Raw genomic sequence first — 25952 nt, 5'->3', positions numbered from 1 at the left:
CTGGTCGACGGGCATGAAAAACCCGCCTTGCGGCGGGTGCTGGATACACTCCTACCGCGGTTTCGTGCGGTAGGAGTCATCAGCCGACCGGAATGGCGACCGGCGGGCGGTTTCGGGGGAACTCCATCCCCATCGCCGAAAACGATAATGCGCGCGGGGTCTGCGCGCAACCGGAGATCGGCCTTCCCACGAGCGAGAGCGGGGCCGGTGCCGCCGACCCCGCTCAGGGACTCAGTCACTCTCACGCAACTCGCTACGCACTCAATCGCAGACGCGCGTCGTCCTGCGAACCATGCCGTGCCGGGTCTCCTCGCGGGTCGTGACGGTTCGGCAGCGCTCGCCGCGATAGCGCGCGCGCTCGTAGCGGTCGCGGCGCTCCTCGCGGCGGATCTCGCGATCCACGCGGCGCTCATGGGGTGTGCGCGGGTCGACGCTCACGCCCCCTGGGCCGATATTGATCGATTGAGCATAGGCGCTGCCGCTGACGAGAAGGGCAGCGGCGATGCCAAGGGCAAATCGCTTCATCGAGTTTCCTCCGTTCCCGCCAGTAACCGTCACGATCGGAATTCGTTCCCGAGGCCGGGATCGCAGGTCAGTTCGCGGCCGGACGACGCCGTCGCCGTTGCAGCGCCCAAACGGCAAGGCGCGCCGGTTGCCCGGCGCGCCTTAAACGGTGGGCGGAATACGATCGTCTCAGTGCAGGATCTGGGAGAGGAAGAGCTTGGTGCGCTCGTGTTGCGGGTTCTTGAAGAACTCGTCGGGGGTGTTCATCTCGACGATCTGGCCGGCGTCCATGAAGATGACACGGTCGGCGACCTGGCGGGCGAAGCCCATCTCATGGGTGACGCAGAGCATGGTCATGCCCTCGTCGGCCAGCGAGACCATGGTGTCCAGCACCTCCTTGACCATTTCCGGGTCGAGCGCCGAGGTCGGCTCGTCGAACAGCATGATCTTCGGGCTCATGCACAGCGAGCGGGCGATCGCCACGCGCTGCTGCTGGCCGCCCGAGAGCTGGCCGGGATACTTCGCGGCCTGCTCGGGAATCTTGACGCGCCGGAGATAGTGCATCGCGATCTCCTCGGCATCCTTCTTGGGCATCTTCTTCACCCAGATCGGCGCGAGCGTCAGGTTCTCGAGGATCGTCAGATGCGGAAACAGGTTGAAGTGCTGGAAGACCATGCCGACATCACGGCGGATCTCGTCGATCTTCTTGAGATCGTTGGTGAGCTCCGTTCCGTCGACGATGATCTGGCCTTTCTGGTGCTCCTCCAGCCGGTTGATGCAGCGGATCATCGTCGACTTGCCCGAGCCGGACGGGCCGCAGATGACAAGCTTCTCGCCGCGCTCGACCTTCAGGTTGATGTCGCGCAGCACGTGGAACTCACCGTACCACTTGTTGACGCCGATCATCTCCACCGCCGTCGCCGTCTTCAGCGAGGTCGGCTTCAACGCCGCGGGGCGGGTGCCGGTCGTGGTTTCTGCCATTGCCATGGTGATGGTTCCTCTCAACGTTTTTGGCCGGCAGCGAGGCGCTTCTCGACGGCGATCGAGTATCGCGACATGCCCCAGCAGCACAGGAAATAGAAAAGTGCGGCGAATGCATAGCCCGTCGTGCGGGTCGTAGGCGTCGCCCAGGTCGGGTCGACCAGCGTCGCCTGGATCGTGTTCAGGAAGTCGAAGATGCCGACGATGGTCACCAGCGTCGTGTCCTTGAACAGCCCGATGAAGGTGTTGACGATGCCGGGGATCACGATGCGCATCGCCTGCGGCAGGATGATGAGGCGCATCATCTGCCAGTAGCCGAGGCCGAGCGACATCGCGCCCTCGAACTGCCCCTTGGGGATGGCCTGCAGGCCGCCGCGGATGACCTCGGCCATATAGGCCGACGCGAACAGCGCGACGCCGATGAGCGGGCGCAGCAACCGGTCCGGCGAATACTCCTGCGGCACGAAGAGCGGCAGCATGGTGTTGGCCATGAACAGCACCGTGATCAGCGGCACGCCGCGGACGAACTCGATGAAGATCACAGACAGGAGCTGGATGATCGGCAGGCGCGAACGGCGTCCCAGGGCGAGGACCACGCCGAACGGCAGCGAGAAGACGATGCCGACCGCCGAGATGAGGAAGGTGACCATCATGCCGCCCCACAGACCGGTATCGACCCGCGGAAGTCCGATCTGCTCGTTCAGGACGCCGACCAGCCCGAAGATGACCAGCGCCATCAGGATCAGGATCTTGGGGCCGGCGAAGCGGCGCCACGGCGACAGGTCCTGTTCCGCCACCCGGCGCGGCGCCGAGGTCCAGACAGCCACGGACGGTACGAAGGAGGCAACGGCATAGACGACGGCCAGCGCGGCGCTGATCAACAGCAGCACGCGCAGCAGGCTTTCCGCCGTCGCGCCGCCAAGCAGCAGGATGAAGCCGCTGAGCGGGAGCATCACGAAGAAGAAGAAGGCTCCGAGCTTCTTCTGAGGCGCCTTGTTCCAGAGCAGCCAGGCCACGCCCAGCGCGAACATCACGAAGACGATATTGACACGCCAGCGCTCCGCCACCGGATAAGAGCCGTAGACGAAGTACTGAAAGCGGTCCGTCACATAGGGCCAGCAGGCTCCGACGGGCCGGCCGACCTTGTCGGCCAGGCAGGCCTCGCGGCTGGCGCCGGTCCAGACCGCGTCGATGATGTAGAACCGCACGAGGTCCTCCACCGCGACGACGACGATGTAGAGGCTGAGCAGCGTCAGGATCGTGCCGACCGGGCCGGAGAACAGGTTGGTACGGATCCAGGCGATCGGCCCCGCCACCGAGAGCGGCGCCGGCTGCTGCTGCAGGGTTTCGCGGCGAACAAAGCGGTTCGGAGCGTTTTCGAGAGTTGCATCGGTCATCGCTGCGCCCTCACCGTTCCACCAGCGCCATGCGCTTGTTGTAGATGTTCATCGCGAAGGAGGTGACGAGCGAGATCGTCAGGTAGACGGCCATGGTGATCGAGACCATCTCCACCGCCTGCCCGGTCTGGTTCAGAACCGTACCCATGAAGACCTGAGTGAGGTCCGGATAGCCGATAGCGACGGCCAGGGACGAATTCTTGACCAGGTTGAGGTATTGCGAGGTCAGGGGCGGGATGATCACGCGCATCGCCTGGGGGATGACGACCAGCTTGAGCGTCGGTCCCGAGCGCAGCCCGAGCGCATGGGCAGCCTCGGTCTGTCCGCGCGAGACGGCGAGGATGCCGGCGCGCACGACCTCGGCAATGAAGGCGGCGGTGTAGGTGGAGAGGCCGACCAGCAGCGCGACGAACTCGGGAAAGATCTGCACGCCGCCCGTCAGGTTGAAGCGGCCCTGCTGCGGATAGTCGAAGGACAGCGGCCGGCCGGTGGCGACGAAGACGATCAGCGGCAGGCCGACGACGAGGGCAAGCGCGATCCAGCCGTTGGGATACTGCTTGCCGGTCTTGGCCTGCTGGCCCCGCGCCCAGATGACGAAGGCGACCGCCGCCGCAATCCCGACGAGCAAGGCAATCACCACCGCCTCGAAGCCTGGCGCGAATTGCGGGCTGGGCAGAATGATGCCGCGGTTGTTCAGGTAGATGCTGCCCGGCAGATGGATCGAGTTGCGGGCATCGGGCAGCGGTTTGAGCACCGCATTGTACCAGAAGAACAACTGCAGCAGCAGCGGGATGTTGCGGATCAGCTCGACGTAGATCATCGCGAGCTTGGCGATGATCCAGTTGCCCGACAGCCGCGCCACGCCGACGGTGAAGCCGATGATCGTCGCCAGGACGATACCGATCGCAGCGACCAGCAGAGTGTTGAGCAGGCCCACGAAGAAGGCCTGACCATAGGTCGAGCCCGACGCGGAGAACGGAATAAGCTTCTGGTTGACGTCGAAACCTGCCGCGTTGTTCCAGAAGCCGAAGCCCGAGGCGATCTTCTGCGCACGCAGATTCTCGATCGCGTTCGAAGCCGCCGACCAGATCAGGAAGCCGACGACGGCCAGAAGGACGATCTGATAGACATAGCCGCGGATTTTCGGGTCGTAGAACAACGACGCCTTGCCCGGTGATACCGTTTCGGTCGGAATGCTCGACACCTGTTACGCCCTTCTGGTTTCGCTTGTTGAGGCCGGCGAGCCTGGGGCGGTGCGATTCCACCGAAGGCCGTTGAGTCCGGACCGATTGTCTGTTCTTGCCGTTTGCCGTCGATCATGCCGTGCCCCGCCGCGGCCACCGCGCGGGGCGACCATCACCCGAGCGGCGCCGGCTGCAACGGCGCTCGCCTCCGAGCCGGGCGCGGCTGCAGAGAATCCGGCCGCAACCGCAGCCATTCGCACGCGTGCTTCATCGTCATTCCCCTGTTGGAGCGGGTTCGTCCCGCTCTCGCTGCCTTCGTAGCAAATCGCGGACCACCCCTTCCGCGACCTGCCCCGTCGATCCTGCCGGGAAGCCCGCGGGCTCCCGGTCTTATTCTTTCGGTCTCGGCGCGCGCAGCATGCGCTCGCGCCGATCCCTATATGTCTTATCGCATCGGTTCTTTCCGAACAGCGGAATCCGCCTTCGGCCCGATGCCACACGGGATTTCAACGCACCGGCGGCGCGTAATGCAATCCCCCCTTGGTCCAGAGCGCGTTCAGGCCGCGCTCGAGCCCCAGCGCCGAACTCTTGCCGAGATTGCTCTCGAACGATTCCCCATAATTGCCGACATGGCTGACGATACGAAAGGCCCAATCGCGCGAAAGGCCCAGTGCTCCTCCGAAATCGCCTTCCGTCCCCATCAGGCGACGGGCTTCCGGATTTTCGGATGCGCGCATCGCCAGGGCGTTGTCGCGGCCGATGCCGAGTTCCTCGGCGTCCAGCATTGCGAAAAGCGTCCACTTGACCACGCCGAACCAGCGCTCGTCACCCTGCCTGACCACCGGCCCGAGCGGCTCCTTCGAGATCGTCTCGGGCAGGATCACATGCTCCTGCGGCTTAGCCAGCTTGGTTCGCTGGATCGCGAGCCCCGCCCGGTCATAGGCGTAGGCATCGCAACGGCCGGCGCCATAGGCGTCGACGGCCTCGTCGCCGCCGCGATAGGTGACGATCTCCCCCTGCAATCCGTGACGTCGGAAGAAATCCGCGACGTTCAGCTCCGTAGTGGTCCCCTGCTCGGCGCAGACCGTGGCGCCGCCCAGTTGCAAGGCCGACCCGATGCCGAGCGCCTTGCGCACCATGAAGCCCTCGCCGCCGTAGAAGTTGATCCCGGCGAAACGAAGCCCCAGCACCGTGTCGCGCGTCATCGACCAGGTCGAACTGCGTGACAGGAGATCGACCTCGCCCGTCTGCAAGGCGGTAAAACGGTCCTGCGAGGAAAGCGGCACGAAGGTCACCCGTGCCGGATCGTCGAAGATCGCGGCAGCGAGCGCCCGGCAGAGATCGACATCGAGCCCGGTCCAGTCGCCCCGGCTGTCGGGCATCGAGAAACCGGGCAGAGACGGAGCCACGCCGCAGCGGATCGTTCCCCGCTGCCTGACCTGCGTCAGCAGGTCGCCTCTTTCACCCGTCGCCATGGCCGCCGGGGCCAGCAGGGCCGAAACGGCCAGGGCAACGAACGAGGCTATCCCAGCAGTTCGCATGGCGAGACCGGCGGTTGCGACCGGCATGCGGTCGGCGTCGTCACGCCCTGCCCGCTGCGTCAGACCAGCCGCAAGGCGGGGCTCAGATGCGAGGAGGCGCCGGCGCGGCCGGCACCTCCTCCGGACCGGTTCAGCGAACCGGCGGAGCGTATTGCAGGCCGCCCTTGGTCCAGAGCGCGTTCTGGCCACGGGCGATCTTGAGCAGCGAGCCGGAGCCGACGTTGCGCTCGAAGGACTCGCCGTAATTGCCGACGAGCTTGACGATGCGGACGACCCAGTCGCCCGTCAGGCCGATCTGCTCGCCGAACTTGCCCTCGGTGCCGAGCAGGCGCTTGATCTCCGGGTTGTCCGACTTCACCTTCTCGTCGACATTCGCCTTGGTGACGCCGAGTTCCTCGGCGTTCAGCATCGCGAAGCCGACCCACTTCACCAGATTGAACCACTGCGGATCGTTGTTGCGGACGGAGGGGCCGAGCGGCTCCTTCGAGATGATCTCCGGCAGAACGATGTGATCGTCGGGGTTGGCGAGCTTCAGGCGCTCGGCATACAGGCCCGAAGCGTCCGTGGTGAAGGCGTCGCAGCGGCCGGCGTCGTAGGCCTTGATGGTCTCGTCGGCGGTGGCGAAGGCGACGACCTCGTACTTCAGGTTGTTGGCTCGGAAGTAGTCGGCGAGGTTGAGCTCGGTGGTGGTGCCCTGCTGCGTGCAGACCGAAGCGCCGTTGAGCTGCAGCGCCGAGTTCACGCCCAGCTTCTTGCGGACCATGAAGCCCTGGCCGTCATAGTAGTTGACGCCGGTGAAGGCGATGCCGAGCGAGGCGTCGCGGGTCATCGTCCAGGTCGAGTTGCGGACCAGCAGGTCGACTTCGCCCGACTGCAGCGCAGTGAAGCGGTCCTTGGCGGAAAGCGGGATGAACTTGACCTTGCTCGGATCGTTGAAGATCGCCGCGGCGACCGCGCGGCAATAGTCGACGTCGAGGCCCGTCCAGTTACCCTGCGCGTCCGGCACGCCGAAACCGGCGAGGCCGGGGTTCGAGCCGCAGTTCAGGATGCCGCGCTGCTTGACCTGCGCGAGCGTCGCCTGCGCCGATGCACCCGTGGCGGAAATCGCAAGACCGGCCGCAGCGAAGAGGCCGGCTGCCAGAATTTTCTTCATCATTACTCTCCCATCGAAACAAGCGCTCCGGACAAGCCCGGAAAGCGCGTCAATCCGGTTCGCCGCCGGCGGCTCCCAACCGCTCCGTCGTTCCCAGCAATGAAAACGGCGTCCCCTTGGCCGAGTCGATTGCCAGAGCGACCCATGAGCGTCAAGCAACGGCCATCCGCCGAAACCGCCTCTTGTTCGCCACATTCATCACATGCGAGTTTGCCGGAGTGGTCAAGTCTGGCCGCAGCCTGTCCCGCTCCAGTCCCGCCGGTTCCATGAAAAAGCTGCCTTCTTCCGAATTCGCCCGCCTCGGAACGCGGACCCGCCTCGCCCTCGCGGGCCGCGACCCCAGCGACAGCTACGGCTTTGTCAATCCTCCTATCGTACGGGGGTCGACAGTCATCTATCCGAACACCGAGGACTTCCTCGCCCGCAAGGCGCGCTACACCTACGGCACGCACGGCAACCCGACGCTCGACGCTCTGGAGGCCGCCGCCAACACCATCGAGGGCGGCGCGGGCGTCGTGGTGACGCCGTCGGGGCTCCTCGCCTGCACCCTGCCCTTCCTCGCCTTCCTGTCGGCGGGAGATCACGTCCTGGTGACCGACAGCGTCTACCGGCCGACGCGGAACTTCTGCGATTCCATGCTGACCCGCATGGGCGTCGAGGTCAGTTATTACGACCCGCTGGTCGGAGCCGACGTCGCCGAGCTGTTCAAGCCGAACACCAAGGCGGTCTGGACGGAGGCGCCGGGTTCGCAGACCTTCGAGATGCAGGACATCCCGGCCATCGCCAAGGCTGCGGCGGCGCGCGGAATCCTGACGATGATGGACAACACCTGGGCGACGCCGCTCTATTTCGACAGCCACGCATTCGGCGTCGACATCTCGGTGCAGGCCGGCACGAAGTACTATGCCGGCCACTCCGACGTGCTGATCGGCACGGTCTCGGCCCGCACGCCGGAGCTCTACCAGACGCTGCGCAAGGGCTGGGAGCAGCTTGGCATCATCGTGGCGCCGGAGGATGCCTTCCTGACGCTGCGCGGCATGCGGACCATGGCGATCCGCCTCAAGGAGCAGATGCCGGCCGGCATCGAGATGGCGAAGTGGCTGCAGGCCCGTCCGGAGATCGCCCGCGTGCTACATCCGGCGCTGCCGGAGGATCCGGGCCATGCGATCTGGAAGCGAGACTTTACCGGAGCCTCCTCGCTCTTCGCCGTCGAGTTCAAGCCGGTCTCGATGAAGGCGGTCGCCGCCATGCTGGACGGGCTTTCGCTGTTCGGCATGGGCGCCTCCTGGGGCGGCTATGAGAGCCTCGTCCTGCCCTTCGACTGCCGCGCCTACCGCACCGCGACCACGCCCGGCTTCAACGGCCCGACGGTGCGCATCCATATCGGCCTGGAGAACCTGGACGATCTCAAAGCCGACCTGGAGGCCGGCTTCGCCCGTCTGAAGGCAGCGGGCTGAATCGCAGCGCCGACGCATGGCGCCGCAAACGGGCAGGCCTCGACCGAGCGTTTGCCCGCAGCCACGCCTGGGCCTTCGCCTGCCTATGCGCGCGCTAGCTCGTAATCGCGCCCGAGCAGCTTGGCGAGCTGCTTCAGCCGGCCCTCGACGCGCTCGCTCGCCAATGCGGCGAGGTCCTCGGGCAGGCGCAGCACCAGCCGCCGGTCGACGCATTGCGCCGGGATGCGCGGCAGGATGCCGGCCATGCCGGCGGAGAGCAGATAGGCAACGCGGAAGATCGCGGCGATCAGCACCGCGCTCTCGAACAGGGACGGCTGCAGCAGCGTCCTGAGGGCGCCGGCCGCCGGCGAGGAGGCCTTGAGCCCGGCATAGCGGTGGAAGATCGCGATGGCGAGAAAGGCCCGGCTGACATGGTCGATGCCGGTAAAATAGGCGTGGGCGATGACGTTCATGCTCTGCTCGCCGCGATAGTCGGGATGGGCGCGCCAGCCGATGTCGGAGAGCAGGCAGACGGCTTCGATCAGCCGGTCCGACGGCCGCTCGCCGGCAAGCTCTGCGGTCTCCAGAATGCTCCGGGTCCAGGCGACCAACTCGGCGGCGTGGCGTGGATCGCGGGCGCGCAGCAGGTTGTAGTCGCGGGCCGATTGCAACAGCGGATCGGCCGCCCGCTCCTCCGCCGGGAGTTGCTCGTGCAACAAGCCCTCGCGCACACCCTGCGCCGAGATGACGATGTTGCCGGGCTTGCCGCGCTTGATCAGCTCGTCCAGCACCAGCGCGCCATAGGCCAGCAGTGGACGCCGCGCCGAGGAGACGGCGTCGATGGCGTCTAGCACGGAGGCGTCGGCGCGCTCCACGAGCTTGACGAAGTCGGCCGCGTCCTTCGGCGGGATCGTGTAGCCGTGCATGACGTTGAGCGGATAGTTCGCGCGGCGCTGGTGCAGGGTCGCAAGCGCGCGCCAGGTGCCGCCCACCGCGTAGAAGTCGCGCCCTTTCATGGCAGCGAGCTGGGGCAGCTTGTCGAGCTCGTCCCTGACGATTTTCTCGGCCGCCTTGAGCGAGCCCTTCGAGCGGTCGAGCAGGGCAAGACCGCCGAGCGGGACGCTGGCCCCGGGCCCGACCTCGCCATCCTTCACGGAAATCAGCTCGAGGCTGCCGCCACCAAGGTCGCCGACCACGCCGTCGGGGGCATCGAAGCCGGAGATCACGCCAAGACCGGAAAGTACTGCCTCGCGCCGGCCCGAGATCAGCTCGATCGGCTGGCCGATCGCCTCCTCGGCCCGGGCGATGAAGTCCGGCCCGTTCTCGGCGTAGCGCGCCGCCGCGGTGGCGATGACGCGGATCTCGCCGACATGCATCGCCTCGCAGAGGATGCGGAAGCGCACCAACGCGGCGATCGCCTTCCCGATGGCGTCGTCGGCCAGGCGGCCGGTGGTCGCGACCTGCCGGCCGAGACCGGCCATCTCCTTCTCGTTGAACACCTGCGAGGGCGCGCGCACCAGCATCTCGTAGACGACGAGACGAACCGAGTTCGAGCCGATGTCGACGATGGCGATGGTGTCGCCGAGCGCCAGCCGGCCCGGCGCGTGCTGCAGTTCAGGCCTTGCGGCCTCCCTTGCGGGAAAGGGCACGGGGGCTGGAGCTGGAGAGCGATTTTCCACGTCCGGACAGACTCGGGTTGGTCATGAAATAGTTATGCGCATTGAACGGTTCCTCGTTCGGCGCCGGGACGATGCGGCGGGAGCCGCCATCGGGCAGGATCGTCCAGCTCTGTTCGTTGTCGAGCAGGTTGGCGAGCATGATCTGATCCAGCAGTTGCTGATGCACGGTCGGGTTCAGGATCGGCGTCAGCGCCTCGACGCGGCGGTCGAGGTTGCGCGGCATCAGATCGGCGGAGGAGATGTAGACCTTGGCCTTGGCCGAAGGCAAGCCGTGCCCACCGCCGAAGGCATAGATCCTGGTATGCTCCAGAAAGCGGCCGATGATCGACTTGACCCGGATGTTCTCCGAAAGGCCGGGCACACCGGGCATCAGGCAGCAGATGCCGCGCACGACGAAGTCGATCTCGACGCCCGCCTGGCTGGCGTCATAGAGGGCGTCGATGATCTCGGGGTCAACGAGCGAATTGCACTTGCCCCAGATCGCGCCCTTGCGGCCCGCCTTCACATGGGCGACCTCCTCGGCGATGTCGGCGAGCAGCCGCTGCTTCAGGCTGGTCGGCGAGACCGCCATGCGTTCCAGGCCAGCGGGCTCGGCATAGCCGGTGATGAAGTTGAAGATGCGGGCGACGTCCTGCGCGATCACCGGATCGGCCGTGAAGAAGGACACGTCGGTATAGATGCGCGCCGTGATCGGATGGTAGTTGCCGGTCGCGATATGGCAGTAGCTGACGAGTTGGCAGGCCTCGCGCCGCACCACCAGCGATAGCTTGGCGTGGGTCTTGAGCTCGATGAAGCCGTAGACGACCTGGACGCCGGCGCGCTCCATCTCCTTGGCCCAGCGGATATTCGCCTCTTCGTCGAAGCGCGCCTTGAGCTCGACCAGTGCGGTAACCGACTTTCCCGCCTCTGCAGCCTCGGTCAGCGCCTTGACGATCGGCGAATTGGCCGAGGTCCGGTAGAGCGTCTGCTTGATCGCGACCACGTTGGGGTCGCGCGCCGCCTGCTGCAGGAACTGCACGACGACGTCGAAACTCTCATAGGGATGGTGGACGAGCAGGTCCTTCTGGCGGATCGCGGGGAAGCAGTCGCCGCCGTGCTCGCGGATGCGCTCGGGGAAGCGGGCGTTGTAGGGCTTGAACTTCAAATCCGGCCGGTCGACGCCGACGAGCTGCGAAAGCTCGTTCAGGCCAATCATGCCGTTGACCTCGACGACCTCGTCGCTGTCGACCTTAAGCTCGCGCACGATCAGGCGGCGCAGATGGTCGGGCATGCCGGTCGAGAGCTCGAGCCGGATGACGACGCCGAGCCGACGCTGCTTCAGCATCGTTTCGAAGACACGGACGAGGTCCTCCGCCTCCTCCTCGATATCGAGGTCGGAGTCACGGATGATCCGGAACGAACCGGCGCCCTTCACCTCGTAACCCGGGAAGAGCTTGGCGATGAACAGCGAGACCGCGTCGTCGAGCGCGATGAAGCGGTGCAGCCCTTCGCGCGCCAGATCCGGCAACTCGATGAAGCGATCGATCTTGGTCGGCACGCGGATCAGGGCGTCGAGCTGGCGGCCGTCGCTCTTGCGCTCCAGCGCGAGAGCCACGGTAAAGCCGAGATTCGGGATGAAGGGGAAAGGATGCGCCGGGTCGATCGCCAGCGGCGTCAGCACCGGGAAGATGTAGTTGAGGAAGTAGTCCTCCAGCCAGATCCGGTCCTGCGAACCGATATCGCCGGGCCCGAGCAGATGGATCCGGTTCTCGTGCAGGTCCCGCCGCAGCTCGACCCAGCGTGCCTGCTGGTCGTCGGTCAGGGCCGAGACCGCCTGACCGATCGCGACGAGCTGCTCCGCCGGCGTCAGACCATCCTGGCTGCGGGTGACGACGCCGGCCTTGAGCTGCTCGCGCAGGCCCGAGACGCGGACCATGAAGAATTCGTCGAGGTTGTTGGCGGAAATCGAGAGGAAGCGCAGCTGCTCGAGCAGAGGGTGGCTGCGGTTCGACGCCTCCTCCATGACGCGGCGATTGAACTGCAGCCAGGACAATTCGCGGTTGACGAAGCGCCCGGGCTGGCGGCGAAGCGGCAGGGCGTCCCCATCCGCCATCGCCCTCTCCGCCATGTCGGGCGTCTCGGCCGCGATCTCCGTGGTCATGCGCTTCGCCCGTGTCCTGCTCGTCCTGGTCATGGCTGGTGTTGAATCCATCCTAGCGTGACGGTTCGATGACAGTGACAGGTTTTCGTGCGACGTTTCCATGTTCGCGCCGGCGACGCATTCAGCCGGCCTCCTGCGGAAACAGCTCGGCGAGCACCTCCTGCACCAGCAGACGGGTGACGCGCCGGCCGCGCTCCAGCGCCAGCCGGTCGAGCCGGTCGACCACCTGCCGCGCCGCGGCGAAGGAACGCTCCATCCTCAGCGCGAGCGTTTCGATCACGGCGGTATCGACCACGAGCTGGCGGTCGATGAAGAGCTTGACCAGGACTGCGCGCAGCAGGCCGTCATCCGGGGGCTCGATGGTCGCGCTTGGCGCCAGCCGCAGGCGCGAGAGCAGATCCGGCACCGTCAGGCCCCAGAGATCGGGCGCGGTGCGTGCCGTCAGCAGCAGGTGGCCGCCTCGCGCCTTGACCGCGTTCATCAGGTGGAACAGGGCCGGCTCGTCGAAGCGACCGGCATCGCAATCTTCGATGACCAGCGCCCCGCCCGAGACGAGATGCGCGACCTTATCGTCCGCGAGCTCGCGGGCGGAGATTGTCCAGGCATGGGCCATCCGGGCCCAGATCGCGGCAAGATGGGTCTTGCCGGCGCCTTCCGGACCGGTCAGGCGCAGCCATGCCTCGGGCCAGCGCGGCCAACTCTCGACCAGCCCGTAGGCCGCTTCGTTGGAGGGACCGACGAGGAAGTCCTCGATGCCGTGGCGGCTGTCGAGCGGCAGGTCGAAGGCGAGCTGGCGCGGGCGCGAAGGCGCATCGGACATGAAAGGTTCAGCGCTCGAGGTCGATCTTCACTTCAATCCCCTTCGGCCGCGGCGGCTCGATGCCGCGGTAGAGGTTGCTTGCCAGATATTGCCGCAACGCAAACCGGCAGAGCACCCCGATGACCGCCGCGAGCGGCACCGCCAGCAGCAGCCCGACGAAGCCGAAGAGCGTGCCGAAGGCGAGCAGCGCGAACATCAGCCAGACCGGATGCACGCCGATCGAGTCGCCGACGAACTTCGGCTGGAAGATGTTGCCTTCGAGGAACTGGCCCACGAGGAAGACGCCCAAGGCCGCGAGGGGCCACGTCCAATCCGGCCAGAACTGCACGATCGCGACCCCGACCGACAGCACGAGGCCGGTGAGCGAGCCGACATAGGGAATGAAGGAGAGGAAGCCCGAGATGATGCCGATCAGGGCGCCGAAATTGACACCGACGACGCTGAGGCCGATGGCGTAGAAGGTGCCGAGCAGCAGGCAGACCAGCGCCTGGCCACGCAGGAAGCCGGCGATCGCGGTGTCCATTTCGCGCACCAGGCCGCGAATCGTCTCGCGGTGATCGCGCGGCAGCCAGGTATCGACGGTCGCGACCATGCGGTCCCAGTCGACCAGCAGATAGAAGGCGATGACCGGAGTCAGCACCAGCAGCGAGAAGACGCCGACGATCGCGGTGCCGCCGGTCCAAAGCGACTGCAGCAGGCCGCCGACCCATTTCGTCGCCTGGCCCACGAGGTCGCCGAGCGAGCTCTGGGCCTGCTTGGCGAGATCCCCGCCGCCGAAGCGCTCGAGCCAGGGAGCCCCCTTCTCGAGGACGAGCGTCTGGAGCTTCGCCGCATCCTCCGGCAGTCGCGCGACCAGGCCGGCGAGCTGCTGGCCGAGCAGCGGTACGAGCAGGATCAGCACCAGCGCGAAGATCAGGATCGCGACGACGAGGATGACGATGGTGGCGGCCAGCCGGCTCAGCCCCACGCGCTCGAGCCGGTCGGCGAGCGGGTCAAGCAGATAGGCCAGCGCCAGCGCCGCGATGAAAGGCAGCAGAATGTCCCTGAGCAGCACCAGGAACAGCACGAAGACGATCAGGGAACCCAGCCAAAAGCCGATCTGGCGCTGCAACGTCATTCATCAGCCTCTTCGCGTCTCCGACTGGGGACGCTCAACTCTATAGTTGGTCCGCCGGTTCCGGGCCAGCAATGGCGGAAGCGCTCATCCGGCCATGTGTCGCAGCCAGAAGGCGAGATAGGCCGCCATCGAGCCCAGCGTCAACACGGCCACGATCAGCTCGCCGACCGCGCCGGCCTGCCCCGGATCGACCCCGAAGGCGCGCGAACCCAGCGCCAGCGCGGCGAAGGCGATCTGGGCGGCGGTGTTGAGCTTGCTGACCGCGAAAGGCGCGATCGTCAGCGGGCGCGCGAGCAGCCAGGAGAGCAGCACCGCGGCCACGATCATGATGTCGCGCGCCGCGACCAGGACGACGAGCCAGATCGGGATCGCCCCGACGATGGCGAGCGTGATGTAGATCGAGACGATCAGGGCCTTGTCGGCGAGCGGGTCGAGCCAGGCGCCGAGCTCGCTCGCCATGCCGCAGCGCCTGGCCAGGAAACCGTCGACGGCGTCCGACACCCCGGCCACGACGAAGACGATGAAGGCGGCCTCCCAACGCGCATTGACGATCATGACGATGACGAGCGGCACCAGGAAAAGCCGCGCGATCGTGATCAGGTTCGGGATCGTCATGACGGAGAGCTTCGCTCAGAGCGAGATCGAGCGCCAGCGCCCGCGACGCAAGGGGGGCATCGACGGGAAACGCCGGTCGACCGGGGCATCATTACCCTGCAAAACCGCCCAAACGCCTTGCCACGGCGGGCGCGCTTGCCTATCGCTCGCGCGAGCAGGAACAAAGGCGAGACGGCAATGAGCAAGCCCGGCGCGAACGGACTGACCTATGCGCAGGCAGGCGTCGATATCGACGCCGGCAACGCCATGGTCGACCAGATCAAGCCGCTGGTGCGGGCCACCCGCCGGCCGGGGGCCGACGCGGAGATCGGCGGCTTCGGCGGGCTGTTCGACCTCAAGGCCGCCGGTTTCAATGACCCGATCCTCGTCGCCGCCAATGACGGCGTCGGCACCAAGGTGAAGATCGCGATCGAGAGCGGGCTGCATTCGACGATCGGCATCGACCTCGTCGCGATGTGCGTCAACGACCTCGTCGTGCAGGGCGCCGAGCCCCTGCTCTTCCTCGACTATTATGCGACCGGTAAGCTCGACCCGCAGGTCGGCGTCGAGATCGTGCGCGGCATCGCCGATGGCTGCCGCCAGGCCGGCTGCGCGCTGATCGGCGGCGAGACCGCCGAGATGCCCGGCATGTATGCCGATAAGGATTACGACCTCGCCGGCTTCGCCGTCGGCGCGGCCGAGCGCGGTACGCTGCTGCCGCGCGAAGACCTCAAGCCTGGCGACGTGGTGTTCGGCCTGCCCTCGTCCGGCGTGCATTCCAACGGCTACTCGCTGGTCCGCCGCATCGTGGCGCTCAGCGGGCTGAGCTGGGAGGCCCCCGCCCCCTTCGCCCCCGGCAAGACGCTGGCCGAGGCGCTGCTGGAGCCGACCCGGATCTATGTGAAGCCGCTGCTGCAGGCGCTGAAGGCAACCGACGGCATCAAGGCGCTGGCGCATATCACCGGCGGAGGCTTCCCCGACAACATCCCGCGCGTGCTGCCCGAAGGGCTCGGCGTCGCACTCGATCTGCCGGCGATCCCGGTTCCGTCCGTGTTCGGCTGGCTCGCGCAGGTCGGCGGCGTCGCCGAGCGCGAGATGCTGCGCACCTTCAATTGCGGCATCGGCATGGTCGTCGCCGCGCAAGCCGACAAGGCGGACGAGGTGCTCGCCGCGCTGAAGGCCGCCGGCGAGGCGCCGGTGAAGCTCGGCGAGATCGTGCCGGTCGCAGCCGGCGAGGAGCAGGTCAGCTACCGCGGCAAGCTCGCGCTGTGAGCATGACCGTCGCCCGCAAGCGCGTCGGGGTGCTGATCTCCGGGCGCGGCTCCAACATGGTCTCACTGGCGGAGGCAGCACGGGCGCCGGACTATCCGGCCGAGATCGCTCTGGTCGTTTCCAACATTCCCGATGTCGCGGGGCTGGAGCGGGCGCGCGGCTTCGGCATCGCCACGGCGACCGTCGACCATCGCCCCTTCGGCAAGGACCGCGAGGCCTTCGAGCGTGCCGTCGACGAACTCCTGCGCCTCAACCAGATCGACCTCGTCGTGCTCGCCGGCTTCATGCGTATCCTGACGCCCTGGTTCGTGGCGCGCTGGGAAGGGCGGATGATCAATATCCACCCGTCGCTGCTGCCCCTGTTCAAGGGCACGCATACGCACCGGCAGGCGCTTGAGGCCGGCGTCGCGGAGCATGGCTGCTCGGTGCATTTCGTCGTGCCGGAGCTCGATGCCGGGCCGGTGATCCTGCAGGCGAAGGTGCCGGTCCTGCCCGGCGACGACGAGGACAGGCTGGCGCAGCGCGTCCTTGCCGAGGAGCACAAGCTCTATCCGGCGGCGCTGGCGGAGGTCGCCTCCGGTCGCGCCAGGCTCGAGGCCGGCGCCGTCATCCGCGGCTGAGCGGAGCCGCGCTCGCCGCAGGGCTGCATCTGCCCTCCCTCGCGCTTGCAGCGCTCCCACTCCTCCTTGGCGCGCTCCTCCTCCTTCTGCCAGCGGCGGAAGAGATCGGCGCGGCGAGCGGGATAGCGCTCTTCCAGCGCGACCAGCCCGGTCATACGGTCGGTACGGAAATGGCGGAAGGCCTGCCTGAGCTCGCACCAGGCGATGACGATGCGCACCCGCTCGTAGAAGGTCATGCCGATCGGCCAGATCATGCGCTGCGTGGCATGGCCGCTCTCGTCGCTGTATTCGATCGAAAGCTTGCGGCCGTTGCGGATCGCCGCACGCACGGCCGCGACATCGACCTGATCGGCCGGCACGTCGCCGGGATAGGACGCCGCGAACAGCGCCCCGTCGAGCAGGATCGGCCGCAGATGCGGCGGCAGCACCGCCGCGACCTTGCTGACCACATCCTCGGCTGCGCGGGCGAGCACCGGGTCGGCCCGCTCGCTGAGCCAGCGCATCCCGACCAGCACCGCCTCGATCTCGTCCGGAGAGAGCATCAGGGGCGGCAGGTCGAAACCGGCGTCGAGCACATAGCCGATGCCGGCCTCGCCGCGCACGGGCACGCCCTGGCGCACAAGCGCGCCGATGTCGCGGTAGACCGTGCGCACGGAAACGTCGAGCTCGGAGGCCAGCGTCTCGGCTGTGACGGGGCGCCTGCGGCGACGCAGGCTCTGGATCATGTCGAGCAATCGTTCGGCGCGCTGCACGGCGACGTCCCCCTACCCGGATCGAAGCGGCTGACGGAGACCACGTATCCGATCAGATCGCGTCGCAATCCAACCAGCACGTGCTCGAGTGACCGCAGGATGGCCTCATCGGGTTGACAGTTTCTGTCAGGAGCGTGTCAGCAGCAAGGCGGGACGCAGGTGACGTCGTCGACATGGACGCCAATGATCCTGGTCGGCGCCGCTTGCGCGGCTCGTCCGGGATCACTCGGGAATTCCACAGAACGCGTAAAGCTGGCGGGCCGCTCAGAACGGCCGTTTCAGCTTGCACTTATCGATGAACTGCAGCCCCTTTTCGCGGGCCGAGTCGTTGAAGTAGCCAGTATCGCGGAAGGCCTGGATCTCGTCCTTGCTCATCGCATCGACCGTGCCGGACGCGTAGCAGCTGCAGGGAGAATGCACGGCCTCGCGCGTCGTGTTCATCAGCCGGGACTGGGTGACCAGGCAGGCGTCGAAGGCGCGCAGCTTGATCATGTAGGGCGTCAGGTTCTTCGCCGTCGGATCGGGCGGCGGCAGGGCCGTCGAGCTGCTCGCGGCATGAGCCGAGACACCCAACAGCACAGAGAACCCACCGGCCAGAACGACCGCACCCAACCGCCGCATCATCATGACTTGCCCGTCCTTCGCCAAGGGGCCGCCGCATGGCTCCCGGCACTGCCCCGTTCCCGCATGACACAGATGCCTGAAAGGTCAAGGGGTTCAAAAGACACGCCTTCCCGATTTGCATCGTCCCGTTGCGCAGCGCACCATCGGCGGGGACGTCAGGTGAGCGCCGGAGTCTCGGCCGGGTCCGGGGAGCGACAGGCCGCAAGGTCTCGTCAACGCTAACCCCCCCTTAACGGTCTTGTTTCAGATTGCCCGCATTCCTTCTGCCGGTGGCGCCGTCGCGTCGGAGTGTTTGGATCATGCGTTGCGTTGCGTACCTGGCTGGCCTTGCGGCCTGCCTTGCCCTGTCGTCTCCCGAGCGCGCTTTCGCGCAGTCGAACGACTACACCCAGCTCACCTCGCCGCAATCGGCACAGAACTGGTATCTGACGGTGGGCGCGGGGCTGCGCTACCAGCCGGACTATACCGGCTCGGACGACTATATCTTCCGGGCGCGGCCGATCATCTCGCTCGGCCGGGGGTTGAAGAGCACCTGGTGGAGCGCCGAAGACGACGCCATGCTCAGCATCGGCGTCTTCTCCGGACAGGGCTGGCGCATCGGCTTCTCGGGCGACCTGCTCTGGAAGCGCAGCGCCAAGGTCAACCCGGCGCTGGTCGCAGTGCCGGCGACGAAGTTCGGCGGCGAGGCTGGCGGGTTCGTCGAGTTCTATCCGACCTCCTGGCTGCGCGCCCGCGCCGATCTGCGCCGCGGCATCGTCGCGCATGACGGCGTCGTCGCCGACCTGAAGCTCGACGCCTTCACCAATCTCGGCTCCTGGACCTTCGGCATCGGCCCGCGCATGCGCATCGCCAGCGCCGACTATATCCGGACCTATTTCGGCACCAGCGGCGCCATGCCCGGAACCGGCGGGCTGCTGCAGCGCTTCAACGCCGGCCTGCACTCCTACGGCGCGCTGGCGCAGGCGACCTATCACTGGTCTGACCGGTTCCAGACCACGACCTATCTCGAGTACAAGCGCCTGACCGGCGATGCCGCCCGCTCGCCGATCGTGCGGCCCTTCGGCTCCCGCAATTCGCTCACGATCGGCATTTCGGCGAGCTACTCCTTCGACACCGGGTCGAACTACTCGCTGGGCTTCTGAGGATCGGCGGGGGCCGTCAGGCCCCGCATGGGCGGGACTCAGGGATCAGTGCAGCGGCTTCGCGGCCTGCCCGGAAAGACCACATCTCTCGTGAAACCAAAAAGGCGGGCCGATCGGCCCGCCTTTCTGCTTTTTCAGCGTGGCTGAACTCAGCCGACGATCTCGTTGCCCGCGAAGAACTGAGCGATCTCGACGACCGCAGTCTCTGGCGCATCCGAGCCGTGGACCGTGTTCTCGCCGACCGACTGGGCGAAGAGCTTGCGGATCGTGCCCTCGGCGGCGTTGGCCGGGTTGGTGGCGCCCATGACGTCGCGATATTTGGCGATGGCGTCCTCGCCTTCGAGCACCTGCACCACGACCGGGCCGGAGGTCATGAACTCGACGAGCTCGCCGAAGAACGGACGCGCGGAGTGGACCGCATAGAAGGTCTCGGCCTGGGCCTTGGTCATCTGGATGCGCTTCTGCGCGACGATGCGCAGGCCGGCCTTCTCGATGACCGCGTTGACCGCACCGGTCAGGTTGCGCTTCGTCGCGTCGGGCTTGAGGATGGAGAAGGTACGCTGGACAGCCATCGAAAGATCCTTGGAAGGGTCGAATAAGGAAACGCGGCGCGCTTATAGCCGCCGCCTTCGCCCCCCACAAGGCTTGCTCCGCGTGGCGCATATCGGGGGCAGCGGCAACCGGAAATGCCGAGCCAGCTGATCGATTTCGTGCTAGGATCATTTCTTGACGACAAGGAGCCGATCCATGGTTGCCATCACGCTCGTCTTCGCAGGTTGCCTCGCGCTGCTCTGCCAGTTGCTTCAGGTCACACCGGAATCCATCACCAAGGACCGCAGGGGCAACATGCCGCCGCCCTCCGGCGGCGTCGCGGCCTTCTGATCGGCGCATTCGCGCCGTCCTCCGGCACTTCCCAGCGCGGCGCTCAGTGCCGCGTCAGGAAAGCGCGGGCCTCGCGCAGCGCCTTAGCGATCTCGTCGCGATTCATCTCGAGCGCCAGCTCCTGCCGATGCGCCGCCGCCCGGGCGCTGCCGCGAGCGAAGGCGATGTTGAACCAGGTCTGCGCCTTGACCAGGTCGACGGCTCCCGCCCGCCCCGAAGCATGCATCAGCCCGAGCTCGCAATAGGCCTCGGCCGATACCTCCACTGGTGCAACCAGCGAAGCGGGGATCGCGCTCATCTCCATGCGTGCCATGATTGAACCCACCCTGTTTGTCGTTGCCGGCCGGCCACCCGTCCAAGGTCCCGACCGATGAGGCCAGAGTGGCCGCGACCATTAAAGCGCGAGCTAAATTTTGCGATGAATCGAGTCTCAACGAGACGTAATCGCCAAGTTAAGGCAACGCTGCGTTTACGACAAAAATCCGGAAACCCTTTTCTTTTCAATAGCCTGCCGGCCGCCGCCGAAACGCGGCGTTGAGAATGGATTCACCCTGGTCGGCGGAAGCCGCGGCAAGCGCTGCCGTTGCGGCATCTTGGACAGCGGCACGGATGAGGCTATGGTTCATATATAAACCATAACGGCCGGACGGCCGAGAAGGAGGACGGGATGGCAAGGAGAGTGGCTTTCGGCCTGGCAGGGATCACGGCTCTGGTTCTGGTCGGCGGCATCGCCGGCGCTTCGGCGCAGGAGGTGCTCGGCGTCTGGGAACGCGACACCGGCGCCTCGCGCGTGCGCTTCAGCAAATGTGGCGACGCCCTTTGCGGCACGATCTCCTGGCTCAAGGATCCGAACGGACCGGCGAAGGTGGGGCAACGCATCTTCTTCGACATGAAATCCGGCGGCGCCAACAAGTGGAACGGCAGCGCCTTCAACCCCGAAGACGGCAAGACCTATTCGGGCACCATGACGCTCTCCGGCACTTCGCTGACAACGGCGGGCTGCGTCCTGGGCGGGCTGATCTGCCGCTCGGTGAAGTGGTCCAGGACTGACTGAGGCAGGAGCGGGCCCTCCAGGCCTCTACCGGAGCTGTCCCCACCGCCGCGCCAGGTGCCTGCCCTGCCAGCGCTCCGCCCGACCAAGCGGCTGTCGCGAGGCATCGTGCGGCCCGGCGGGATGGCTCGACATGCGACATCGGAATTCGGCACGCGGCCGGAACCGCGCGCCGCCCGCCCAGCGCATCCCCTCGGTATCGCCGGACCGAACCCCGCAGGTGGAGCCTCGACGGGGCTTTCGGTCCGGCTTCGCAGCGCCTCAGCGTGCCTTCTGGCCGAAGAGAACAGCCTTCTGCTCCGGCGGGTTGATGCCGGCGGGCGTGCGCAACTCCTCGCCGACCTTGAGGCCGCGGGCGACGGCGGGACGAGCCTGCATCGTCTCGATCCAGCGGCCGACATGGGGGAACTGCTTGATGTCCTGACCCTGCCGTTCCCAGCCCCGGGCCCAGCCGATGCAGGCCATGTCGGCGATGGAATAGTCCCCGCAGATATACTCGCGCCCCTCGAGGCGCCTGTTCAGCACGCCGTACAGGCGGTTGGCCTCGTTGGTATAACGCTCGATGGCATAGGGTACCTGTTCGGGCGCATAGAGCCGGAAATGATGGGTCTGGCCGAGCATCGGGCCGAAGCCGCCCATCTGCCAGAACAGCCATTCGTCGACTTCGACGCGGCCGCGCTCGTCCTGCGGATAGAACTTGCCGGTCTTGCGACCGAGATACTGGAGAATGGCACCGGACTCGAAGACGGAGATCGGCTTGCCGTCCGGCCCGTCGGGATCGACGATCGCCGGCATCCGGTTGTTCGGCGAGATGGCGAGGAAGTCCGGCTTGAACTGATCACCCTTGCCGATATTCACCGGGACGATGGTGTAGGGCAGCCCGCATTCCTCGAGCATGATGGTGATCTTGGTGCCGTTCGGCGTCGGCCAGAAATACAGGTCGATCGGCTTGGCGGGGGCTTGCGACATCGTTCGCTTCCTTTCAGGCGCAGCGTTTCGCCGGGAAACCTAAGCAGCAAGCAGAGCGGCAGGAAGAGGCCAGGCCCGCCCTCAGCGGAACCGCGCCATGTCCTGCCCGCGTGTAACCTTTCGCGCTTCAGAGCTGCTTCTTGAAACCCTCGTGGCTCTGGTCGAAGCCGAGATTGCGGTAAAAGCGATGCGCGTCGATGCGGGCCTTGTTCGAGCTCAGCTCGACCAGGCCGACGCCGTTCTCGCCCGCGAAGGCGAGCGCATGGCGGATCATCAGAGCGCCGATGCCGAGGCCGCGGCTTTCCGGCGCGACATGCACGCTCTCGATCTTGCCGCGTTTGCGTCCGCGCGCGACGAGACCCGGGATCAGCGTGACCTGGAAAGTGCCGACAACCTCCCCTGCCCGCTCCGCGACGAAGAGGGCATTGTCCCTGCTGGCGTCGATCTCGGCGAAGGCCTCGGCATAGCCTGGATGGCGGGCCTCGGTGGCGATTTCGTCCTGCGTCATCGTCTGCGTCGCGGCGCCGAGCATGATGAGCTCGGCGATGCGCGCGACATCGCCGGCCTGCGCACGACGGATGGTGATCTCGGTGGTAGTGACGGGCGTCCGGGTCATCGCTTCGGCTTTCGCGTGGGGCAGGAATCAGCGACGGCGGTTTACGCGACGAAGAGGCGCTTCGCCATCAGCAGCGTGTTGGGGGTGTCCTCGCGGCCGTCGAAACGGGCCTGACGCTGCAGGAAGAACCCCATGCGCTCGTAGAAGGCGATCGCCGGCTCGTTCTGGCTCTCGACCTCGAGCCGGGCGACCGGCGCCTGCGGGAAGCAGGCGAGCGCGACCTGCAGCAGGGTGCGCCCGATACCGACGCCCTGCCGGGCCGGCAGGACATAGAGCCGCGTCAGCAGGGCCGCGCCGTCGCGCTCCGGCCGCGCGGAGGCGGTCGCGACGATCTCCTCCCCTACCAGCCCGACGAGGAAGACGCCTTCCTCGCGGCCGAGCTGGCTGTGGAGGTTTTCCAGCGAATGCCAGGCATTGGTGATCTCGGCGACGCGCTGCCAGCCATAGATGCCGTCATAGGTGGCATGCCAGGTCTCGACCAAAAGCGCCCTCACCGCCGGGAGATCGGCGGCTTCGGCGTCGCGGATGACGAGATCGGCGGGCGTCACATGATCACTCGATGCCGAGCTTCTTCTTCAGGATCTCGTTGAGAGCCTGCGGGTTGGCCTTGCCGCCCGAGGCCTTCATCGCCTGGCCGACGAACCAGCCGAGCATGGTCGGCTTGGCCTTGACCTGCTCGACCTTGTCCGGGTTCGCCGCGATAATCTCGTCGACCGCCTTCTCGATGGCGCCGGTGTCCGTGACCTGCTTCATGCCGCGGGCCTCGACGATCTCGCGCGGATCGCCGCCTTCGGTCCAGAGGATCTCGAACAGGTCCTTGGCGATCTTGCCGGAGATGACGTTCTCGCCGATCAGGTCGACGAGGCCGCCGAGCTGCGTGGCCGAGACCGGCGAGGACGTCACGTCCTTGCCTTCCTTGTTGAGGCGGCCGAACAGCTCGTTGATCACCCAGTTCGCCGCGGCCTTGCCGTCCCGCCCCTTGGCTACGGCCTCGAAATAGTCGGCCTGGTCGCGCTCGGCGACGAGCACCGAGGCGTCATAGGGCGAAAGCCCGTAGGTCGCGATGAAGCGGGCCTTCTTGGCGTCCGGCAGTTCCGGCAGCGCGCCCTTCAGGCCCTCGACGAAGGCATCGTCGAATTCGAGCGGCAGCAGGTCCGGGTCTGGGAAGTAGCGGTAGTCGTGCGCCTCTTCCTTGGAGCGCATCGAGCGCGTCTCGCCCTTGCCGGGATCGTAGAGGCGGGTCTCCTGGTCGATGGTGCCGCCATCCTCGATGATGCCGATCTGGCGGCGCGCCTCGGCCTCCACGGCCTGGCCGATGAAGCGGATCGAGTTGACGTTCTTGATCTCGCAGCGCGTGCCGAGCGCATCGCCGGGCTTGCGCACGGAGACGTTCACGTCGGCGCGCAGGTTGCCCTTCTCCATGTCGCCGTCGCAGGTGCCGAGATAGCGCAGGATGGTGCGCAGCTTCGAGACATAGGCCTTCGCCTCCTCCGAGGAGCGCAGGTCCGGCTTCGAGACGATCTCCATCAGCGCCACGCCCGAGCGATTGAGGTCGACGAAGCTCATGGTGGGATGCTGATCGTGGATCGACTTGCCGGCATCCTGCTCCAGGTGCAGCCGCTCGATGCCGATGGTAATCTGCTCGGTCGGGGACAGATCGACGACGATCTCGCCCTCGCCCACGATCGGGCTCTTGTACTGGCTGATCTGGTAGCCCTGCGGCAGATCGGGGTAGAAATAGTTCTTGCGGTCGAAGACCGAACGGTTGTTGATCTGCGCATTGAGGCCCAGCCCCGTGCGCACCGCCTGGCGGATGCATTCGGCATTGATCACCGGCAGCATGCCCGGCATCGCGGCATCGACGAGACTGACATGTGCGTTCGGCTCGGCGCCGAAACCGGTCGAGGCACCGGAGAACAGCTTGGCGTTGGAGGTGACCTGGGCGTGGATCTCCATGCCGATCACGACTTCCCAATCCCCGGTCGCGCCCTTGATCAGCTTCTTGGGGTCGGCGGGGCGGACATGCGCGTTCATCTGGTCTCTTCCGGCTGAAATGGTCGTTTACGCGTTACGATGTCGGCGCGCATGCGGCAAGCATCCGTTGCTGCACGGAGGCATGTGCTACCGCTTCGATGGCGCGTGCCCCGTTGCGCTCCTGCAACCGGATGGCGGGAATGTGGCTTATCTGGCGCAATAAGACGCCAAATGACGGGTGATGGATCTTGACATTCGTCACTCCCACACCCTTCTTGCGCCCAAGGCCGCAAAACCGCCATGGTTGCGCCGGCCAGCTATTCGGAGTTTCCCCATGTCACGCAGCCGTTTCATCGGTCTGGTGCTCGCTGCCATCGCCGCCTCGGCCAGCCTTCCCGCGTTCGACGCCTCGGCCCAGGGCGCGCCCCCCGCCCCGCCGGTCCAGGTCGCGACCCCGCTTGCGAAGCGCGTCACCAACTGGGACGAGTACACCGGCCGCTTCGAGGCCAGCGAACAGGTCGAGGTCCGCGCCCGCGTCTCCGGCTTCATCGAGAGCGTTCACTTCCGTGACGGCGCCCTCGTCCAGAAGGGCGACCTTCTCTTTACCATCGATCAGCGGCCTTACAAACTGGCGGTCGACGTGGCGCAGGCCGACGTCGCCCGGGCCAAGGCCCAGGTCGAGCTGGCCCAGAACGAGGTCGAGCGCGCCGAGGGTCTGACGCAGAACCGCACGATCACCGCGCGCGACGTCGATCAGCGCCGCGCCAACCTGAACAGCGCGATCGGCACCCTGCAGGGAGCCGAGGCCACGCTGAAGAATGCGCAGCTCAACCTCGAATGGACCGAGGTGCGCGCGCCGCTCGCGGGCCGCATCTCGAACCGCCGCGTCGACCCGGGCAACCTGATCGCGGGCGGCCAGTCGGGCGCGACGCTGCTGACGACGATCGTGGCGGTCGATCCGGTCTACTTCACCTTCGACGTCTCCGAGGCCGATTTCCTGCGCTATGCGCGGATGGCCAACATGCGCGACAACGCCAGCCGCGATGCCGGCACGCTCGTCGAAGTCCGGCTGTCGGACGAGACGAAGTGGACGCGTAAAGGCAAGGTCAACTTCATCGACAACGCGGTGAACGCCCGCTCGGCCACCATTCGCGGACGCGCCGTCTTCGACAACAAGGATCAGTTCCTGACCCCCGGCGTGTTCGGGCGGCTGCGGCTCTTCGCGGGCGAGGCCGATGCGCTCCTGGTGCCGGATACGGTGATCTCCTCCGACCAGGCCCACAAGGTGGTGTTGACGATTGGCCCCGAGAACAAGGTCGTGCCGAAGATCGTCGAGCTCGGCCCGCTCAGCGAGGGCCTGCGCGTGATCCGCGCCGGGCTGACCGCACAGGACAAGGTCATCGTCGGCGGCAATGCCAACCCGATGGTCCGCCCGGGCGTCGCGGTCACGCCGCAGCCCGGCCAGATCAAGGTCGCGACCACGAACTGAACGGCCTCAGGGTCG

26 protein-coding genes and 1 riboswitch are annotated in these 25952 nt (G+C 66.6%); of the genes, 7 read left to right on the top strand and 19 right to left on the bottom strand.

What is annotated here, in order from left to right:
* Nucleotides 1–63: 63 nt before the first annotated feature.
* Nucleotides 64–140: riboswitch (Fluoride riboswitch) on the bottom strand.
* 121 nt (nt 141–261) lie between these two features.
* From BGO20_RS12080 to BGO20_RS12055, 6 genes are all read right to left on the bottom strand, one after another.
* A complete protein-coding gene (locus tag BGO20_RS12080) occupies nt 262–525 on the bottom strand; it encodes a hypothetical protein (protein WP_291663772.1) in 264 nt (87 codons plus the stop codon).
* A 168-nt stretch (nt 526–693) separates the two neighbouring features.
* Nucleotides 694–1485, bottom strand: a complete 792-nt coding sequence (locus BGO20_RS12075; RefSeq protein WP_440141072.1) for an amino acid ABC transporter ATP-binding protein — start codon at nt 1483–1485, stop codon at nt 694–696.
* Between the two features lie 20 nt (nt 1486–1505).
* Nucleotides 1506–2882: an amino acid ABC transporter permease gene (locus tag BGO20_RS12070; protein ID WP_291663773.1), complete on the bottom strand. Its 1377-nt coding sequence runs from the start codon at nt 2880–2882 to the stop codon at nt 1506–1508.
* 10 nt (nt 2883–2892) lie between these two features.
* Entirely contained in the window at nt 2893–4086 is a 1194-nt protein-coding gene (locus tag BGO20_RS12065) for an amino acid ABC transporter permease (protein WP_291663774.1), read from the bottom strand.
* 486 nt (nt 4087–4572) lie between these two features.
* On the bottom strand, nt 4573–5634 hold the full coding sequence (locus tag BGO20_RS12060; RefSeq protein ID WP_291663775.1) for an amino acid ABC transporter substrate-binding protein: 1062 nt from the start codon (nt 5632–5634) through the stop codon (nt 4573–4575).
* Nucleotides 5635–5737: 103 nt separating this feature from the next.
* Nucleotides 5738–6760, bottom strand: coding sequence for an amino acid ABC transporter substrate-binding protein (locus BGO20_RS12055; RefSeq protein WP_291663960.1), 1023 nt, complete (start codon nt 6758–6760; stop codon nt 5738–5740).
* 266 nt (nt 6761–7026) lie between these two features.
* Here BGO20_RS12055 and metC point away from each other — a divergent pair, with 266 nt between their 5' ends.
* The gene (metC, locus tag BGO20_RS12050) at nt 7027–8217 is read left to right on the top strand and encodes a cystathionine beta-lyase (RefSeq protein WP_291663777.1); all 1191 of its coding nucleotides are present in this window, start codon (nt 7027–7029) and stop codon (nt 8215–8217) included.
* Between the two features lie 83 nt (nt 8218–8300).
* Here metC and ppx read toward each other — a convergent pair whose 3' ends face one another.
* The 5 genes from ppx to BGO20_RS12025 all read right to left on the bottom strand — a co-directional run bounded on the left by ppx (nt 8301) and on the right by BGO20_RS12025 (nt 14567).
* Nucleotides 8301–9845: an exopolyphosphatase gene (ppx, locus tag BGO20_RS12045; protein ID WP_291663779.1), complete on the bottom strand. Its 1545-nt coding sequence runs from the start codon at nt 9843–9845 to the stop codon at nt 8301–8303.
* Complete coding sequence (locus BGO20_RS12040) at nt 9811–12015, bottom strand: RNA degradosome polyphosphate kinase (RefSeq protein WP_465246030.1); 2205 nt, start codon at nt 12013–12015, stop codon at nt 9811–9813. Before BGO20_RS12040 ends, ppx begins: the two co-directional genes overlap by 35 nt.
* Before the next feature lie 121 nt (nt 12016–12136).
* Nucleotides 12137–12835 (bottom strand): P-loop NTPase family protein, encoded by a 699-nt coding sequence (locus BGO20_RS12035; RefSeq protein ID WP_291663781.1) that lies wholly within the window; start codon nt 12833–12835, stop codon nt 12137–12139.
* A 7-nt stretch (nt 12836–12842) separates the two neighbouring features.
* The gene (locus BGO20_RS12030) at nt 12843–13952 is read right to left on the bottom strand and encodes an AI-2E family transporter (RefSeq protein ID WP_291663782.1); all 1110 of its coding nucleotides are present in this window, start codon (nt 13950–13952) and stop codon (nt 12843–12845) included.
* Between the two features lie 84 nt (nt 13953–14036).
* Entirely contained in the window at nt 14037–14567 is a 531-nt protein-coding gene (locus BGO20_RS12025; protein ID WP_291663784.1) for a CDP-alcohol phosphatidyltransferase family protein, read from the bottom strand.
* 177 nt (nt 14568–14744) lie between these two features.
* On the opposite strand from BGO20_RS12025, the gene purM reads away from it, so the two are divergent.
* Nucleotides 14745–15818: a phosphoribosylformylglycinamidine cyclo-ligase gene (gene purM / locus BGO20_RS12020; protein WP_291663786.1), complete on the top strand. Its 1074-nt coding sequence runs from the start codon at nt 14745–14747 to the stop codon at nt 15816–15818.
* A complete protein-coding gene (purN, locus tag BGO20_RS12015; RefSeq protein ID WP_465246029.1) occupies nt 15815–16438 on the top strand; it encodes a phosphoribosylglycinamide formyltransferase in 624 nt (207 codons plus the stop codon). Before purM ends, purN begins: the two co-directional genes overlap by 4 nt.
* Here purN and BGO20_RS12010 read toward each other — a convergent pair.
* Together BGO20_RS12010 and BGO20_RS12005 are read right to left on the bottom strand one after the other, a co-directional pair.
* On the bottom strand, nt 16366–17190 hold the full coding sequence (locus BGO20_RS12010; RefSeq protein WP_465246028.1) for a helix-turn-helix transcriptional regulator: 825 nt from the start codon (nt 17188–17190) through the stop codon (nt 16366–16368). The genes purN and BGO20_RS12010 overlap by 73 nt on opposite strands.
* Before the next feature lie 264 nt (nt 17191–17454).
* Nucleotides 17455–17817 (bottom strand): hypothetical protein, encoded by a 363-nt coding sequence (locus tag BGO20_RS12005; protein ID WP_291663789.1) that lies wholly within the window; start codon nt 17815–17817, stop codon nt 17455–17457.
* 296 nt (nt 17818–18113) lie between these two features.
* Here BGO20_RS12005 and BGO20_RS12000 point away from each other — a divergent pair, with 296 nt between their 5' ends.
* Complete coding sequence (locus BGO20_RS12000) at nt 18114–18956, top strand: MipA/OmpV family protein (protein WP_291663791.1); 843 nt, start codon at nt 18114–18116, stop codon at nt 18954–18956.
* A 149-nt stretch (nt 18957–19105) separates the two neighbouring features.
* On the opposite strand, the gene ndk is transcribed toward BGO20_RS12000, so the two are convergent.
* The gene (gene ndk / locus BGO20_RS11995) at nt 19106–19528 is read right to left on the bottom strand and encodes a nucleoside-diphosphate kinase (protein ID WP_291663792.1); all 423 of its coding nucleotides are present in this window, start codon (nt 19526–19528) and stop codon (nt 19106–19108) included.
* Between the two features lie 175 nt (nt 19529–19703).
* Here ndk and BGO20_RS11990 point away from each other — a divergent pair, with 175 nt between their 5' ends.
* Nucleotides 19704–19838 (top strand): hypothetical protein, encoded by a 135-nt coding sequence (locus BGO20_RS11990; RefSeq protein ID WP_291663794.1) that lies wholly within the window; start codon nt 19704–19706, stop codon nt 19836–19838.
* A gap of 43 nt (nt 19839–19881) precedes the next feature.
* Here the strand turns inward: BGO20_RS11990 and BGO20_RS11985 are convergent, their stop codons facing one another.
* The gene (locus BGO20_RS11985; RefSeq protein ID WP_291663795.1) at nt 19882–20151 is read right to left on the bottom strand and encodes a sel1 repeat family protein; all 270 of its coding nucleotides are present in this window, start codon (nt 20149–20151) and stop codon (nt 19882–19884) included.
* A gap of 354 nt (nt 20152–20505) precedes the next feature.
* Here BGO20_RS11985 and BGO20_RS11980 point away from each other — a divergent pair, with 354 nt between their 5' ends.
* Entirely contained in the window at nt 20506–20892 is a 387-nt protein-coding gene (locus BGO20_RS11980; RefSeq protein ID WP_291663796.1) for a DUF2147 domain-containing protein, read from the top strand.
* Between the two features lie 258 nt (nt 20893–21150).
* Here BGO20_RS11980 and BGO20_RS11975 read toward each other — a convergent pair whose 3' ends face one another.
* The 4 genes from BGO20_RS11975 to gatB all read right to left on the bottom strand — a co-directional run bounded on the left by BGO20_RS11975 (nt 21151) and on the right by gatB (nt 24508).
* Nucleotides 21151–21858 (bottom strand): glutathione S-transferase N-terminal domain-containing protein, encoded by a 708-nt coding sequence (locus tag BGO20_RS11975; RefSeq protein WP_291663797.1) that lies wholly within the window; start codon nt 21856–21858, stop codon nt 21151–21153.
* Nucleotides 21859–21985: 127 nt separating this feature from the next.
* The gene (locus BGO20_RS11970; protein ID WP_291663798.1) at nt 21986–22474 is read right to left on the bottom strand and encodes a GNAT family N-acetyltransferase; all 489 of its coding nucleotides are present in this window, start codon (nt 22472–22474) and stop codon (nt 21986–21988) included.
* Between the two features lie 41 nt (nt 22475–22515).
* Nucleotides 22516–23022, bottom strand: a complete 507-nt coding sequence (locus BGO20_RS11965) for a GNAT family N-acetyltransferase (RefSeq protein WP_291663799.1) — start codon at nt 23020–23022, stop codon at nt 22516–22518.
* A gap of 4 nt (nt 23023–23026) precedes the next feature.
* The gene (gene gatB, locus BGO20_RS11960; RefSeq protein ID WP_291663800.1) at nt 23027–24508 is read right to left on the bottom strand and encodes an Asp-tRNA(Asn)/Glu-tRNA(Gln) amidotransferase subunit GatB; all 1482 of its coding nucleotides are present in this window, start codon (nt 24506–24508) and stop codon (nt 23027–23029) included.
* A gap of 274 nt (nt 24509–24782) precedes the next feature.
* Here gatB and BGO20_RS11955 point away from each other — a divergent pair, with 274 nt between their 5' ends.
* Nucleotides 24783–25937, top strand: coding sequence for an efflux RND transporter periplasmic adaptor subunit (locus BGO20_RS11955; protein WP_291663801.1), 1155 nt, complete (start codon nt 24783–24785; stop codon nt 25935–25937).
* The last annotated feature ends 15 nt before the right edge of the window (nt 25938–25952 follow it).

Origin of the sequence: Allobosea sp. 67-29 (assembly GCF_001898115.1) — a bacterium.
Classification (GTDB): Bacteria; Pseudomonadota; Alphaproteobacteria; order Rhizobiales; family Beijerinckiaceae; genus Allobosea.
This window is presented reverse-complemented; position numbering and strand designations above follow the sequence as displayed.

Excerpts from the sequence above, each read along its gene's own strand:
- BGO20_RS12080 (WP_291663772.1), bottom strand. The coding sequence starts at position 525 with ATGAAGCGATTTGCCCTTGGCATCGCCGCTGCCCTTCTCGTCAGCGGC.
- BGO20_RS12075 (WP_440141072.1), bottom strand. The coding sequence starts at position 1,485 with ATGGCAGAAACCACGACCGGCACCCGCCCCGCGGCGTTGAAGCCGACC.
- BGO20_RS12070 (WP_291663773.1), bottom strand. The coding sequence starts at position 2,882 with ATGACCGATGCAACTCTCGAAAACGCTCCGAACCGCTTTGTTCGCCGC.
- BGO20_RS12060 (WP_291663775.1), bottom strand. The coding sequence starts at position 5,634 with ATGCCGGTCGCAACCGCCGGTCTCGCCATGCGAACTGCTGGGATAGCC.
- BGO20_RS12055 (WP_291663960.1), bottom strand. The coding sequence starts at position 6,760 with ATGAAGAAAATTCTGGCAGCCGGCCTCTTCGCTGCGGCCGGTCTTGCG.
- metC (WP_291663777.1), top strand. The coding sequence starts at position 7,027 with ATGAAAAAGCTGCCTTCTTCCGAATTCGCCCGCCTCGGAACGCGGACC.
- BGO20_RS12040 (WP_465246030.1), bottom strand. The coding sequence starts at position 12,015 with ATGACCACGGAGATCGCGGCCGAGACGCCCGACATGGCGGAGAGGGCG.
- BGO20_RS12035 (WP_291663781.1), bottom strand. The coding sequence starts at position 12,835 with ATGTCCGATGCGCCTTCGCGCCCGCGCCAGCTCGCCTTCGACCTGCCG.
- BGO20_RS12030 (WP_291663782.1), bottom strand. The coding sequence starts at position 13,952 with ATGACGTTGCAGCGCCAGATCGGCTTTTGGCTGGGTTCCCTGATCGTC.
- BGO20_RS12025 (WP_291663784.1), bottom strand. The coding sequence starts at position 14,567 with ATGACGATCCCGAACCTGATCACGATCGCGCGGCTTTTCCTGGTGCCG.
- purM (WP_291663786.1), top strand. The coding sequence starts at position 14,745 with ATGAGCAAGCCCGGCGCGAACGGACTGACCTATGCGCAGGCAGGCGTC.
- BGO20_RS12005 (WP_291663789.1), bottom strand. The coding sequence starts at position 17,817 with ATGATGATGCGGCGGTTGGGTGCGGTCGTTCTGGCCGGTGGGTTCTCT.
- BGO20_RS12000 (WP_291663791.1), top strand. The coding sequence starts at position 18,114 with ATGCGTTGCGTTGCGTACCTGGCTGGCCTTGCGGCCTGCCTTGCCCTG.
- ndk (WP_291663792.1), bottom strand. The coding sequence starts at position 19,528 with ATGGCTGTCCAGCGTACCTTCTCCATCCTCAAGCCCGACGCGACGAAG.
- BGO20_RS11990 (WP_291663794.1), top strand. The coding sequence starts at position 19,704 with ATGGTTGCCATCACGCTCGTCTTCGCAGGTTGCCTCGCGCTGCTCTGC.
- BGO20_RS11985 (WP_291663795.1), bottom strand. The coding sequence starts at position 20,151 with ATGGCACGCATGGAGATGAGCGCGATCCCCGCTTCGCTGGTTGCACCA.
- BGO20_RS11980 (WP_291663796.1), top strand. The coding sequence starts at position 20,506 with ATGGCAAGGAGAGTGGCTTTCGGCCTGGCAGGGATCACGGCTCTGGTT.
- BGO20_RS11975 (WP_291663797.1), bottom strand. The coding sequence starts at position 21,858 with ATGTCGCAAGCCCCCGCCAAGCCGATCGACCTGTATTTCTGGCCGACG.
- BGO20_RS11970 (WP_291663798.1), bottom strand. The coding sequence starts at position 22,474 with ATGACCCGGACGCCCGTCACTACCACCGAGATCACCATCCGTCGTGCG.
- gatB (WP_291663800.1), bottom strand. The coding sequence starts at position 24,508 with ATGAACGCGCATGTCCGCCCCGCCGACCCCAAGAAGCTGATCAAGGGC.
- BGO20_RS11955 (WP_291663801.1), top strand. The coding sequence starts at position 24,783 with ATGTCACGCAGCCGTTTCATCGGTCTGGTGCTCGCTGCCATCGCCGCC.